At 34.7% G+C, this 14,861-nt stretch carries 12 protein-coding genes and 1 pseudogene; 6 read left to right on the forward strand and 7 right to left on the reverse strand.

Annotated features, from left to right (window positions below; genetic code table 11):
- Positions 1–29: 29 nt before the first annotated feature.
- Both ABWU38_RS00875 and ABWU38_RS00880 read right to left on the reverse strand, forming a co-directional pair.
- Complete coding sequence (locus ABWU38_RS00875) at positions 30–2,876, reverse strand: ankyrin repeat domain-containing protein (RefSeq protein WP_353272314.1); 2,847 nt, start codon at positions 2,874–2,876, stop codon at positions 30–32.
- 742 nt (positions 2,877–3,618) lie between these two features.
- On the reverse strand, positions 3,619–4,167 hold the full coding sequence (locus tag ABWU38_RS00880; RefSeq protein WP_353272315.1) for a hypothetical protein: 549 nt from the start codon (positions 4,165–4,167) through the stop codon (positions 3,619–3,621).
- A 361-nt stretch (positions 4,168–4,528) separates the two neighbouring features.
- On the opposite strand from ABWU38_RS00880, the gene ABWU38_RS00885 reads away from it, so the two are divergent.
- From ABWU38_RS00885 to ABWU38_RS00900, 4 genes and pseudogenes are all read left to right on the forward strand, one after another.
- Positions 4,529–5,392, forward strand: a complete 864-nt coding sequence (locus ABWU38_RS00885; protein WP_353272316.1) for a recombinase family protein — start codon at positions 4,529–4,531, stop codon at positions 5,390–5,392.
- 217 nt (positions 5,393–5,609) lie between these two features.
- A complete protein-coding gene (locus ABWU38_RS00890; RefSeq protein WP_151808084.1) occupies positions 5,610–6,560 on the forward strand; it encodes an IS110 family transposase in 951 nt (316 codons plus the stop codon).
- 437 nt (positions 6,561–6,997) lie between these two features.
- Positions 6,998–7,957: an IS5 family transposase gene (locus ABWU38_RS00895; protein WP_353272271.1), complete on the forward strand. Its 960-nt coding sequence runs from the start codon at positions 6,998–7,000 to the stop codon at positions 7,955–7,957.
- Between the two features lie 48 nt (positions 7,958–8,005).
- Positions 8,006–8,158: pseudogene (locus ABWU38_RS00900) on the forward strand (transposase); the annotation flags it as partial.
- An 81-nt stretch (positions 8,159–8,239) separates the two neighbouring features.
- Here ABWU38_RS00900 and ABWU38_RS00905 read toward each other — a convergent pair.
- From ABWU38_RS00905 to ABWU38_RS00920, 4 genes are all read right to left on the reverse strand, one after another.
- Complete coding sequence (locus ABWU38_RS00905) at positions 8,240–8,977, reverse strand: latrotoxin-related protein (RefSeq protein ID WP_264688116.1); 738 nt, start codon at positions 8,975–8,977, stop codon at positions 8,240–8,242.
- Positions 8,978–9,348: 371 nt separating this feature from the next.
- Positions 9,349–11,865 carry a J domain-containing protein gene (locus tag ABWU38_RS00910; protein WP_265045486.1) on the reverse strand — a complete coding sequence of 839 codons (2,517 nt, stop codon included), beginning with the start codon at positions 11,863–11,865 and terminating at the stop codon, positions 9,349–9,351.
- A gap of 16 nt (positions 11,866–11,881) precedes the next feature.
- Positions 11,882–12,136, reverse strand: a complete 255-nt coding sequence (locus ABWU38_RS00915) for a DUF1016 N-terminal domain-containing protein (RefSeq protein ID WP_264688114.1) — start codon at positions 12,134–12,136, stop codon at positions 11,882–11,884.
- 145 nt (positions 12,137–12,281) lie between these two features.
- Positions 12,282–12,968 carry a TerC family protein gene (locus ABWU38_RS00920; RefSeq protein WP_253309112.1) on the reverse strand — a complete coding sequence of 229 codons (687 nt, stop codon included), beginning with the start codon at positions 12,966–12,968 and terminating at the stop codon, positions 12,282–12,284.
- A 334-nt stretch (positions 12,969–13,302) separates the two neighbouring features.
- On the opposite strand from ABWU38_RS00920, the gene ABWU38_RS00925 reads away from it, so the two are divergent.
- Positions 13,303–13,467, forward strand: coding sequence for a hypothetical protein (locus ABWU38_RS00925; RefSeq protein WP_353272317.1), 165 nt, complete (start codon positions 13,303–13,305; stop codon positions 13,465–13,467).
- 142 nt (positions 13,468–13,609) lie between these two features.
- Here the strand turns inward: ABWU38_RS00925 and ABWU38_RS00930 are convergent, their stop codons facing one another.
- Positions 13,610–13,744, reverse strand: a complete 135-nt coding sequence (locus ABWU38_RS00930; RefSeq protein ID WP_353272318.1) for a hypothetical protein — start codon at positions 13,742–13,744, stop codon at positions 13,610–13,612.
- Between ABWU38_RS00930 and ABWU38_RS00935 the strand changes: the two genes are divergently transcribed.
- Positions 13,730–14,728, forward strand: a complete 999-nt coding sequence (locus ABWU38_RS00935) for a Fic family protein (RefSeq protein WP_353272319.1) — start codon at positions 13,730–13,732, stop codon at positions 14,726–14,728. The two genes, ABWU38_RS00930 and ABWU38_RS00935, sit on opposite strands and share 15 nt — an antisense overlap.
- Positions 14,729–14,861: the final 133 nt, after the last annotated feature.

The following is a 14,861-nucleotide window of genomic DNA, read 5'->3' on the forward strand; positions in this document are numbered from 1 at the left end:
GTTCACCAAATTGAATCTTGCTTTTTACATCACATTAACTCATCACTTCTATAGAACATCTCATTAAAATCATCCAAAGTTCCAAAATCTTTATTTTGAACAAATAGATGACCATCTGTTATGTATGCCTTAGGCAGGGTAAATGGTTTATCATAATGCTGCGATGCTGGCCTAACAATTTCATTATATAAAACCATTACTTGCTCGTAGTTATATCCATCACCAGCATGATATTTACCACGTACGGTATCATAAAAATTCTTTATATCATCATATGTCACTTGCAGCTCCACCTCATACTTTCCCACCTCAAGAGGACTTCCTGTCCTTATTTTTAAGGGATGTTGTGCATTTGCAATACTGTTAGAATCTTCTGCTTCACTATCAGAATTTTTATCCATATTTTCTATCACACTTGCCATAACAGTTTCTTGTTCGTCTTCTATTGGTTTTGCTTGTTTTTCAATTTTATTATTGCTACTGTCAGTTTCCACAGTGACTTTTCTTGTTTCCATATCTTTTTGAGCTTTCTCATTACTTTGCTTGCGTATTTCATCTCCATGCAATTTCTCCTGCAGAGCTTTTTCCATGTCAGCATAACCGTCACGATTGCTTTGCAAAGCTGGTTGATCTTCAACATAACTGCTGCTATCATCTGCTTGCATTTGATCTATATAGTTAGATTCTTCTTCCTGTATAGTATTTTTTGTAACTCCCTTAAGGTAATCAAGCATATCTTTTCCAGTCTTTTCCCAACTTGCAGCATCTGCATATTTTCTATCATTATTGATTACATCCTTTAATATTCTTCTATCATCTATCCATTGTTCAGCATGCTCAAATAGCGTCCATCCTTCATTACCACAAATATCAACATCAGCTCCATTCTCTATCAGGTACTTTACTTTGTCCAATTGCCCATGCCTTACTGCATGAATAAGTGGTGTCCAGCCTTCACTATCTCGAACCTCAATATTTGCATTATTCTTTATTAAATATTCTAATATCTCTTGATTTCCTAAATTAACAGCAAAGTGTAAAGGTGCTAAACCGTAACTATCTTTAACATTAACATCTGCACCATGCTTTATTAGATATTTAGCCACTTCCATGTTTTTTATACTCATAGCAAAATGTAATGGAGATTTACCAGAACTAATATCTCGAGTATTAATATCTACATTGTGATCTATTAAGTATTTAGCTATCTCTGTATGTTTGAGTTCAATAGCATAATGTAGTAGTGTTTGAGCAGAGGTGTTTTTGACATTAAGATCTGCACCATGTTGAGCTAAATATTCCACCATATCCAGGTCACCTAGCTTAACAAAATGGAATATCGGATTACGTACATTAATATCTGCACCATTGTCCACAAGATATTTTACTAAAGCTGTGTTCTTTATAGCATAGTCGAGCGGCCTGAGATTGTGAGCATCTGGAATATTAGGATTTGCACCATGTTCCACTAAGTATTCAACTATTTCCATGTTTCCCGATTTTATGGCATAGTGCAAAGGTGTCTTAAAACAAGAGTAATCAGTTCCTTCGTAATAAATATCTTGAGAATTGAGATTTGCACCTTGATCGATAAGATATTTTGCTATTTCTGTATTTCCTGATTTAATAGCATGATGTAGCGGTGTTTGTCCGGCTTTATCTTTCGCGTCAATATTTGCGCTATGTTCTACAAGTTCGATAACTTCATTCAAATCCCCTGATAAAGAAGCAGAGTGCAAACGCGTCGCACCGGTTACCTCATTTGTTTCATTTATGTTTCCTATAGTATCTTCTGCATTATCTTCTTCAACTGCCCTTTTCTTTCTAGATTTGACTTCACTTTTCACTGTAACTTCTTCGTTCATAGGTTGATCACTAAACATAACTTCTGCATCTATCTGGTTACTATCTTTCTCCAACTCATGAGATAATTTTTCAGATAGCTGATCACCACTCAAATATGGTTCCTTTGAATATTTAGCGTAATTATAGGGATCAGTGCTGTCTGCTGAATAAAACCCACTTTCAAAGTCTGAGTAGAAGCTTTGATTGAGCGCGAAAAATAAATTTTCATAATCAAGTAGCATGTCATAATCAGAGCTAACACAATGCAAGAATTCACTATCTTCATAATCTGCTATATAGAATTTTTCGGAATCAAGGGTAATTTCATTTGTCCCCTTACCTTCTGCAGTAAACTGTAAAACTACTTCTGAACGCCCGTTACCTATGTCATTACCTTTTACCACTTTAAACAAGGTAATTTCACCTTTTTCTATGAACTCCTTTAATTTCTCATTCTTTTGATCTAATTCTTCTTCTGCTTGTCTTTTCTCTCTTATCAATTTCTCCTCTTTTTCAGTAGCTCCATTTTGCAACTGTAAAAACATCTCTTGTGTGGTTAAGCTATTTGTGTTGCTTAAAAAATTATCTAACATATTTGATGCAATTGGTGACAATTCACCGTGATCATCAAATACTTTTTCCTTTGCCTTATCATAGTGATTTGGGTTATAGATTGCATAAAGAGGATAAAAGCCATAATCTGCTATTGACGCCCCATCAGATGATAGTTCCATTGAGAATCCATAGTGATTAAGTGGAAGATTGGAAGTTAAATATCTACCGTTATCATCCCTAACGTATAGCTCACTTCTACCATTGTGCTCACTATATTTATTGTAGTAGATATAAAAATTCTCATGGTTAAGATTGAAGTGATCATCTAGGTTATCGAATTGAATTGTACTGCCAAGCTTCTCACGCAAAAGATTTTTGCTTTCATCTGTAAGCCTCATACGTGCAGAAAAGTAGTATCGATCTATAGGTTCGCCTTTTTCTATCTCAAAGTTCAAAGTAATCTTGTCGTTGACCATTGGTAGCCTCCAAACATTATGTAAATCTATTCATTATTTTATTTATCAATCATACGGTGTGTACTATGAAAAATGTGTTAAGTATTAAGATTTTTTTTTCTGTATCTAGATAAGGTAACAGTAATCTGTCATTTCAGCGCGTGAAGCTGGAATCCAGCTTTTTAAGTCATGAGAGCTACGAAAAATTACTTTACAAACTCCGCCAGCCCCCTTATCATGAAACTGAAGCTATTTATTTATCTTCGCAATCTGTGCAGGTTAATGACAAAAAACTTAGGGTATTTGGCGTCTCATGTTTAATTTTTCGCACTACGTGCATCGCATGTCTTTAAAAATTTCTGGGTTTTTACCTATAAAAGCCGAAACGCGCTTACAAAGCGTTTAAGACAGCAAAAAACGTCAAATTGACAAGGGAGAATTTGAATGCTAGCTACTACGGGGTTTCTTTGCCTTTTTTTCCGCTCAGTAAATTTCTTAACGTTTATAATTTAGGTTAGTTGCAAGTTAAAAGCAGCTAAATCGCTCTTAATCAAGCGTTTTAGAATAAAAAAACGCCGATATTTTAGTACATAGTAAATAGCCAACCACCAACGGGGTTTCTTTTGCCTTTTTTCTTCGTTTAGTAAATTTCTTAATGTTTATAGCTAAAGTAACTTAGGTTCATCGACAATCGTCATCCCGCTACGTGTTAGCGGGATCTATGCTAAGAGATACCGCGAATGAATCGCGGTATGACGGTTAATTATTCCGTGACGGTATCTGCTTTTTCCTTGATCCTAAGTTCCTGCATTGGCAATCTATTCTCATCAATACTCGTGCCATCTTCAAGTACTGCAGGTATTATGATCTTCTCAAACTGTCGCTCTGATTTTTTCTCTAAATAACCAAATATGTCGTAAACACTGATCCTTTGACCAATCACTAAAAATGGCGTATCAGCAGTATTACGCCTTGAAGTTATGCATTGTTCAAACTTTTGACAGGCACTGATCAGCGATACCCGACTATAAGCGCAGCTTGCATCATGTAAATCATCAAGGATAATGCAACCACCGTACTTTCGACCTTCATCAAAATCAAGAGAACTATCCCCAGCTCCTGTACCTGTTACATGCCCTGATATTGAAAAGCCATTAACAAAACCTCCTTCTTTAGTTCTAATTACTCGCGTACTTTTGCGACCAACTACTTTTACGTTTGGAAAGACTTGACGGTAAAATGGAGACTCAAGGACAATGTGCAGTTCATTGATTTTTTCACGCATCAAATCTCTTTGGTGCGTAATATACATAAACTTTGCCCTTGGATTATTACCGAGGGCAAACGCCACATGAAATATAAAACCCAGTGTTGTCTTAGCACAGCGTGGTGGTATGTTCCACGATCAACCACCTTAATACCCCATTCAACAACCAAAAAGAGATTACAGTTACAGATCCAACTCATCCGCTATTTGGCAGAACTTTTCCTATATCCTTTATCAGTTCAAGAGCCCATTGTAGTAGTAATGTATTTGTTATTCATCGTAATAACATAATTCTGCGTATCCCGTTTCTTGCTACCAACTTAGCCAGTAAGCAAGATTTTCTCACAAGTAAATTAACATGGGATTCATTATACGAATTTGTTTCTTTAGCAAAGGAGTATAAATTATGCCATGTAACCCAAATAGAGTGTGGAAAAAAATGCCGCAATGTCTCAAATCAGAAATTTTAGAAAACATATTATTAGTGTCCAACAATAACCAACTTACCATTCCTAGGTATGACAATTTTAAAGAAGTGCATTGGAAAAAGCCAACTTTTGACGCAATTATCTCAATGCTCAAAAACCCTGCTTATGCTGGAGCATTTGCTTATGGTCGTTCTTGTACTACGCGTCACAAACTATCTTCTGCTAATAAAACAACAAAAAGACTACCAATGGAAGAATGGAAAGTTCTAATTAAAGATAAATACCCAGCTTACATAGATTGGGAAACCTTTACAAAGATTCAGATCATACTTAAAGATAATCATGCGGACTACCGTCGCTGTAGAACACGTGGGATAGCTAGACCAGGTGCAGCATTATTACATGGAATAATCTATTGTGGAGAATGTGGACACAAAATGATAGTACAGTATAAAGGAGGAAACCATTATAAATGCAGTTACCAACACCAACGTGATCTTTCCCCTTCATGTCAGTTTTTACCGGCTGATATTATTGATAATGAAGTAGTTCCTAAATTTTTTGCAGCACTTAGTCAAATTGAGCTAGATGCTTATACTAAGGCTATTAACTCGCAGCTACAATCTGAACAAGAAATTAATAAAGCTCATTTACAACAATTAGAACGCTTAAGATACCAAGTAAGATTGGCAGAACGACAATTTAATCAAGTTGATCCTGACAATCGTCTTGTAGCTGCAGAACTTGAAAGACGTTGGGAACAGGCATTGAATGAACTCAAGCAAGCGGAAATTACATTTGAACGTCAGTATCCAAGTAAACCGACTCCTCAATTATTGTAAGTTAAAAATATGATATAAAGAAGATAAGAGGGAAGATAGTCCTATCTTTATAAGAAAATAGGGCTATCACGGGCGTGTGCGACCGACCAACTATTGGTATTACAACCGTTCGGATCAAGGTACACTAGCCCATCTCTCGATATGTTTGAATAGTTGTGTGGGACATAAATATGCACCCGTTTACAATCTTAAATCAATTAAAACTATCGAGGTTATTATGATTACGTCTTATCAAAATTTTATTGGCATTGACATCGGAAAATTTAAAAATGTTGTTGCAGTTCACAAACAGAAGAGCGCTGTCGAATTTGACAATGATACTGCTGGTTGGCAACGAATGTTTCAAAAATTTTCAGATATCCTACCTAATTCTTTAGTGACTTTAGAAAATACAGGAAAATATGAGCTTGGTTTATCACATTTTCTTATTGACATGAATATTGCTGTACATCGAGCTAATACTCGCAAAGTAAAAAGCTTTGTCCTATCTCATGGAACTTTAGCAAAGTCTGATCAATCAGATGCAAGAGCCCTTGCTCAATATGGGTTTGAACGCTATAGTACTCTATCTCTATTTGTGCCTATGTCAAAAGAACAAACAACCTTAGCTGCACTTTGTCAACGTCGTGATGACATTACAAAAATGAGAGCTCAAGAGAAATGTAGGCTTGCAGCACCTGAAAACGATCATATAAAAGAAAGTTGTCAAAAAACCATTGAATTTTTCAACAGTCAGGTAAATGAACTCAACAATACTATACAAAAAATTATTGATGAGAATCTAGAGTTACAGAAGCGCCAAAAAATTCTTAGAACAGTTCCAGGAATAGGTCCAAAATTATCTCAAGATTTTCTATGTCTAATGCCGGAACTTGGCTACTTAGGTAGAGGAGAAGTTGCAAGTCTTGCTGGAGTTGCACCTCATCCAAAAGAAAGTGGAAAAACTATTGGTTACCGAAGAATAACAGGTGGTAGAAGCAACGTTCGTGAAAAGCTTTTTACAGCTGCAATGGCTGCTTCAAGGTCTAAGTCTGCGCTTGGTACCTTCTATTCCAAGCTTGTTGGTAAAGGTAAAAAGAAGATGGTGGCTATGACAGCTCTAATGCGTAAAATCATAGTGATTGCTAATGCGAGACTGAAAGAAGCAATGAGCCTACATACTATTTGAATCTACAGTGAATATGTGCGTCCACACAAATTTAAAGCACATATTCACTAACCACAAAATCTAAGCAGGAATTGCTGTGATGGCTGTTTGATATAAAATTCTTTTTCTATAATGAATAGGTTTTTAATTACCAAAATACCCCTCATGATTGAGTAGAATTGTAGAATTACAATAAAAAGTTGTAATAAAACAAAATTGAAGAAATTTTAAAAAACATAGTTGATACGAACATTTGTAGTCAAGGCACTGGAATCTGAAATTGCAATGTTCGTATAGTTGTGGGTTTAGAACCCCTCACAATTCCCAAACTGCTGTTCCGAATGGCTTTGTTGCATAGCTAGTGTTGGTTGAGGTTATTGTAAGAAGAAAAGCTTTTTAATATATGGCTACTAACGCATTTTGTTGTAAAATAGGCATTTTTCAAACAAGTACAACTTATGCCACAAAAAATGAGAGTAAGTAACCAAAGAGAATATAACGAGTTTCTCAAAAAAAGAGGAAATGTTTTTCATTTTGTTAATCAAGCCATAGAAAATTGGTATGAAAATAGTCCAAAAGTTGCAGGTGGCAATAACACTTATAGTGATAAAGTTGTAATTTTAATACACATAATAGTTCATCTTTTTAGAATTGGCTTGAGACAAGCTGTAGGTTTTGTAAAAGGTTATATGGTACAAATAGGCAAAAAACTTAAGATTATCAGCTATACACAAGCTTCCAGAAGATTTAAAAAGCTTAATTTGAAGATTGATGACCATAGAAGCAATAAAGATGATCTGGAAAATGTTGAAATTGCCGTAGATAGCACTAGAGTTAGTATCTACAATAAGAACGGTGGGCATAGTAAGCTTAATATTCGAAAAAGAAAATACAGTGGTTATGGTCAAGTAAGAAAATTACATGTTGTTTTAAACATAAATGATAAGAAAGCAATAAGCATGAACTACACTAGTGGTGTTGCTGTAGACTATTTGCCGGTCTGCGATATGTTAGAAGAAGTCAGTGATAAATATAACATTTGTTCTATTCGAGCAGATGCGGCTTATGATATAAAAAGTGTGTATAAAGAATGCAGAAAATACAATATTGTGCCTATTATTCGCCCTAGGAAGGATACTAAAATTTGTTTAGCTGACTACTTATCAGAAAGAAACAAGTATATTAGTAGAATTAGGTCATATGAGAATTATGAAGATGGTATTAATGAATGGAAGAAAAAAGTTAAGTATGGAGCACGGTCTTATATTGAAGTCTTTTTCTATAGGTTGAAGCAAATATTTGGGTTTGGCTTGAAAAATAAATCAGAGGTAAATCGTGAAAAAGAGCTGTTAATTAAGTGCTACTTATTGAACAAATTTACTGATATAGGTATGGCTAAATTTAAATTAGCTGCGTAAATTCACTGTGATTTACATGCCTATCAGTGCTATGCAACAAAGCCAATCGGACATGAAAAAGGCATCCTAATTGGCGAAGAAAAAGGTGAAATGAAAGCTAAAATAGCAGTGGCAAAAAATTCACTTAAGGCCGTTGTCTCTATAGATGTTATAGCTGAAATCACCGGACTTTCCCTTGACGAAATCAAACAGACTTTCTGATCAATCAACATTAGTTAGAGAAACAGTAGGAGCAAGTAGCCACAAAAAATGCAAACACCTGCTCCTTCCTTCACTCAGGCTCTATCTGATCAATTCAGTAGAATTAGTTGTAATTGATACGTTATTTAAATTGGTTCTAGGACCAGATAGAGCTACAGCTTTATTAGTACTTACTGATGAAGGATCAACATTTGCTTTGTCCAGTAAAGGCATCATTTCTTTCTGCAACATTTGCTCGATTTTACCTTTAAAAGACATTGAGAATTTCTCCTTTTGCTCTAATGCTGGACAAGCTTTTTCTGCATATGAGTACAGCATACCTGAGATTTCATGATAGTTTCCCGCTATGACTTTCTTAAGTACACTTAATTGTACTTCTTGAAAATTAATTTTTAATTGTTGTACCGATATACCACAACGAAAAGCTGCTTGTTTTAGTTCTGCTTCAAACTTATCTACGATATTTAATGAATAGCCTTGTGCCTCTTGCAAAGAAATCTGTTTATCTGCTGAAGAAGTATACATTTGTCTTTTACCTCTCTTGGCCAGCAACATATCAGCTAATAGTATTCTTCCATTTATATCAGATTGTGCTGAAATGCTTCTAATGTCTGGCACCACTTTAGTTTTATCGTCAATTCCTTTTACAAATTCTTTATTTACTAAAGGCGCTGATAATAGAGTCTGCTTGTTGGAAACGCTTTGAAAAGATAATCGACTCATTATGTTTACAAACCAACCTCGGATCTGGAACAAAAGTGGTTTTAAATAAGGTTGATTGATAGAACGACGGCTACGGTTCCCATTCTCTACTTCCATCGAAGAGTTTGCTACTTGAATTGTTTTGTAGTTTCTTTCCTTTACCAAACAATACGTTCGAACTTTTCTATATAATAATTCTACTATACTATAAAGTCAGCTATATTAACCTACTTTTGCCACATTTAGATATGAACTAATTTGTTTGGCTTTGTTGCAACAATTTTGCGTTTTTATTTTCACAACGCTGCTTTTATTTAAATTGTTCTCACAAAGGTAGGTACTTTTTTGTGATTTTTGGAAAAGTAAATGAACAAATTTTTTGTGACGCTAAAGGGACTTGTGTTTTTATAAAAGTAATACTTTTTATGATAAAAAGAGCATACAAAATAATAGCCACAAATCCAAGTTTTTCACAAACTTTAAAACTCTTATCTCCTACAAGAAGGTCCTGCAATTGGTTCATTAGTTACATTGTTAAATACAGAGCTTGGCGCCTGCATATCTTGCAAAACAGTACTGTTATCAACTTCTATTACTACCTTCTCTACCATTTCTTCAACTATTTCATTAATAGTCAAAAAGTTTCTTATAACTACTTCTATCAATTCATCACTAACAGCGCCTTCTCTTACAACTCGTTCTTCATTAAACTTTATTCCTTCCATTATTGCACCTAGCACCTGCTCTAGAGAAAAGTTGTACTCCATAATACACTTCACAATCTTCCGTTTAATCTTTCTTTGATCTTTCAATATTGCTTTCCCTAATTTACTATCCATGTTGAAGTCAGATAACCTTTTCGTAAAAAGATCACTTACCTCCTCAGTAAGTTCTGCTTTGTGTTTTGCTTGTCTTAATTCTTCTTCTGATTTCTCTCGTTCTTCTTTCAATTGCTTAGATTCTTCTCTTTGCCTTTGGAAAGCTGTTTTCTTGCTTTGAAATCTATTACTCAATAATTCCTCTAAGCGTTTTAACATGAATACTATTACATTTCCTATTTCTTCTTTAGTCGGTACTTTACCTACCTTCGATTCCTTATAGGATCTCTTTACCTCTTCATTTAATTCATTATCATCATTCTTAACATAGGAATTTACCATAGCTCTTGTATGAAATAGTAATTCTCTGTAGGATAACTTATCCTCCTTTATGTTATCTTTATAAGATAATTGATTTTTCTTCTCTATTCTCTCTTCATGCGATGATTCACCCTCTACCTCTTCTTTGCTTTTTTCTTTCAAAACTTCCTTGCTATCTTTACTTTCTTTCAGTATGGAACTTATCTTATCAAGAGCATCTGAGTCGAAACGATAACCCTGAAGACTATAGCAATTCTTTTTGTCCTTAAGTAGTTTAGTAGCAAACTTATAGTATGCTTCCATCAAAGTAAAATAGTCTAACATAGGTAGTACAAAATTCTCATCTGGATTCACGCCATAAGATTGCCCTACTAGCATTTCATATTGTTCCTTGCTCTCTTTTAAGAACTTTTCTACTGCTTCCTTTATTACCTCAAGCAACTCAGATTTTTCACAACGAGCATTCAAAGACTCTAAGTAATCTACCCAACGTTTATAATATTCCTCCACATACCCATTATAAGCACTATCAAACTCCTTCCATCTTACTTCTATAACGTTGCTTAAAGACTCAATTTCTTTATATGTTATGTTCTTTATTGCCAACAACTTTTCACAAAGGAATTCAACAGATGCCTTTGCATCTTTTAAGTACCTATTTCTTGCCCTCATCAAAAATTCTTCTTCCTGATCAGCCAAGCGACTCAACTCAAACAAAGCAGACATTCCATCTATGGACGACACCTTTACTACTCTAGATATATCTTTTTCATCACTACTTAATGTGCTTAATGGTATGCGGTTATACATTCCATACAATAAGTAACAGTCTTTATTGAGAATAAACGTCTCATCCTGCATGATGTATGAATGTATATTCCTCAGAGCTTTTGTAGTCTGGTTAATTATTTTTTGCATTTCTTCATCTTTAACTTTTCCCTTGTCTGGATGGTGCTTTAATGATAAGTTCCTAAATTGTTTAATAAGACTTTCAAAATATTTGTTATGTTCCTCTTCACTCTTTGTTTTTTTTCTCACTCCACCCAAGCTTTTATCAAGATAAAATGGCATCCACTTTTTTTGCAATAAATCAAGTGCCTGACTTAAACTCAATTCTTTGTTATCAACTCTACATATGGTCCTGACTAATTTATCAATCCTACTTGCCTCTTCTAACCTATTTTCTTCCCTATATGCTTCCTGTGCAGTTTCAGGTACTTTTTCATCACTAGAAATAAGATTGTTGCTTTGTAGTAATTTTTTACATGAACCTATTATATCAAACCCTAATACCATTTTCCCTCCAAGTTTATGATAACTATAAAGATAACTTAGCCTTGCAACGTAAAGTTGATGCAACGCAACGTTAGTAAATAAGGAATAGATTAAGCGTGAAGCAATCGAGTAATCATTGTAGTTCACTGCTCTATTTATTTGTTCTTCAGTGATCGTAATATCCTCTATCTGTTTACTCCATGGCCACCACCAATACTGCGGCATTCTCTCTAGTGCTTTCAGCAATTTAACACAATCCTCTTGGCTTACCACCCCAGCCTTTCTTTTTGTCATTTGATAGTCAACGGCAAGTGTAGTTATAATCCCTAGTACTATTAGGCTAGAAGTTACTACTGCAGCAAGATATACCCTGCGTGTTGATACAAATGAAACAAGCCCAGCAGAAAAAGCAACTATAGGAGTGAAAAAAGCTCCAACTCTTATATAGTCTGTGCGATAATCCCTTATCCTATATAACTCATCAAATAAAATTGGACCAAACTCCCATCCAAATAACCGATACTTTCTACGACTAGATAAGAACTCAACAACATTTTTTTGCCACTCAGGCAAACTGGATGCATGTTTCATCAATTTCTCCCCATTCCTATATTTGCACCATCCGAAACAATGAAGCTCTATCAAACCCACGTCCATATTTAATCTGAAGTTCTTTTGCAAGTTGGGAGATGATTCGTTTGCCATAGTCTGCACGTTTGTGCTTTAAGATATCTTGACCAATTCTGAAGCCAATTTCCCAATTTAACAATACTAGAGTAGAATTGAAATGTGTAGCAAGATGATTCTTTGCTCTATCTATTAAATTACTAATATCCCCTAATAAGCTAGTAGTGATATCCATCAACGCTATTTTCAATAAAGAACCATTATGGCACAAAAACTTATGTATGCAAGAGGTTACTTTCGCCCCGAAAAAACATTACTACTTCCTCTTATTACCTTAAATCCACAGGAAAATCTCGCTTGAGTGAGGCTATGTCTACACACTACGTTTTCTTTATTTTGCTTATAACTTCCACAAGCAGTGCAAACATAAATGAAGAATACAAATATCCTTTTGGTAATTCTATATGAAATCCATGAAGTATGAGGTACACACCGACAAGTAAAATAAATAAGATAGCAATTACTTTTAAACCTGGGTTAGATTTGATTAACTGGGCGGTATAACTTGATAAAAACAGCATTGCTAGCATGGAAAATGTAAATGCTGTAGCAATTATTATCATGTTATAAGTTAATGCTATAGCAGTTAATATCGAATCAACTGAAAAAACTAAATCTATTAATATAATTTGTAGCACAACTAAAAAAAATTTTGATTTAACGTTTGCTTTCTTTTTATTTTTCTTACATACAAAGATGTCATCCCATAACTCCATAGAGCTTTTAACAATAAGGAATAATCCCCCTGCGATCATAAGTAAATCCCTTGCTGAAATATTTAGCGATGCAGTGTGAAATATAGGTTTTTGCATTGACAATATAGATGATGTAAAAAATAGTATTACAAAACGCATTAATAGCGCTAATCCAAGGCCCATAAGGCGCACTCTTTCTCTCAGCGCATTTGGTACCTTATCTATTGCTAGAGAAATAAAGATTAAATTGTCTACACTAAGTATAGTTTCAAGTAGTGTAAGTGTCAGTAAAGTCCAAGCATCAGCTAGCATTTTTGTCCCAAATTCGGCTCTTCTTACTCTACAATAGATGTGTAAAAATTAAGTGACTTCACTCAGAAGTTTTATAGCAGCTCTCCAGAAAAACAGGATAACTGCTAATATAAAGTTCAGCAGCTTCTTCTATTTTTGTTTTTGAGCAAAATCGACAATAAGAGAGTTTCTTATTTTCATGCACGCAAATAAGATAAAGCCTTATTTTCATTTTTGACTTTATTTGAAAATAATATATACTATAAAAATAGTGTACTAGGTTGAATGAATATATATTAAAGGATCACCATCAGGCAAAGTATTCGCTGGTTATCAGGCATTTATACCTAACCCCTTGCCACCAAAATTTGAATGGGACAATGATTTAGTTAATAGTCTTTCCAGAGCAGATCATATTTTGGGTATGTTATCCAGGGGGCTTTGTTGCATCGCTAGCTATGATGGATTAAAGATAAAAAAGATGGAGAATATCAGTAGCTTATTATTCTGGTATTTATAACAAGAACGGTCAGTGAATACCTAAATTTGAGTAAAAGAAATTTCACTACCACTCACTAATCCGGCTAAAATTCAAGAATTTCAATGCTTTAGCTATTTTCAATAGAATTAAGTTTATTAATATAAATAATAAATTACTATTCTTAAATTTGATCAGATTGATTGCAAAAAAACAAGATTTTCAATAGGTTGCTTATAATCCTAGCTATAGTTAGCCTTTCATAAGTAGCGATGCAACAAAGCCATCCAGGGAAGGAGCTAAATTGCCTAACCCTCATCTTCTCATACGACCCTTTATAGCACGTGAAGCAGTTCTTTCAAGTAGAATCGAGGGAACTCAAGCAACTCTTGGTGAAATTTTGGCTCAAGAAGCAGGTGCTAATGTAGATCGCAATCCCGATGATTTACAAGAAGTACGCAATTATATATCAGCGCTCGATTATGGACTAAAACGTTTACAATCTTTTCCACTGTCGCTTCAGTTGGTTAAAGAAATTCACGGAAAACTTATGCAAGGTGTAAGAGGTTCTCACGCAACTCCAGGAGAATTTCGCCGAGTGCAAAATTGGATTGGAAGCCCAGGATGTACAATAGACACAGCAAAATATGTGCCACCAATGCCAGGTGAATTGATGGGTTGCTTGGACTCTTTTGAAAAATTTTTACATGATAGAACATTACCCCCACTTATACATATAGCTCTATGTCATTATCAATTTAAAGCGATTCACCCATTCTTGGACGGCAATGGACGTATTGGACGTTTATTAATAACATTACTTCTGATCGAAAGAAAATTATTACCATTACCTCTGTTATACTTAAGTGCATTTTTTGAAGCTACAAAAAGTGAGTATTATGACCAACTTTACAATATAAGCAACAGAGGCACGTGGCATGATTGGTTCTCTTATTTCTTAAATGGTGTAGTACTGCAATCATTGGATGCATTGTCAAGAGCAGAACGAATTAACATTTTGATTGCAAATTGGCAAACTGAAGTTAGTTCTAAAACTGAGGGAGTTGCGAGTGGTATTGTAAGGTATCTCGCTGTAAACCCTTACTTTACTATAAGGAAAGTGGTTGAAAACTTAGGTGTCGTATTTACAACAGCCCAAAGAGCAATCGTAAAGCTTGAAGATTTAGGCATCGTTTCACAAACTTCTCAAGGAAAGAGAGATCGGGTTTATTGTGCAACTGATATTTTGAATATTCTAGAAGAACCAACTAAGATTACAGAGAACTTCGATAGCACATTGTAGCTATTGTGATGAATAAATTCAGCAAACAGCAAGCTTAAAGAGTCTGATCCAATGGACATGCTGAACAAAAAGTAAGGAGCTCCTTTTTGGAGAATTATATTAACTTATTAATTAATTGCTTGACTTTTAGCAG

The organism is Wolbachia endosymbiont (group A) of Urophora cardui (assembly GCF_964028435.1).
In the GTDB taxonomy this organism is placed as follows: Bacteria; Pseudomonadota; Alphaproteobacteria; order Rickettsiales; family Anaplasmataceae; genus Wolbachia.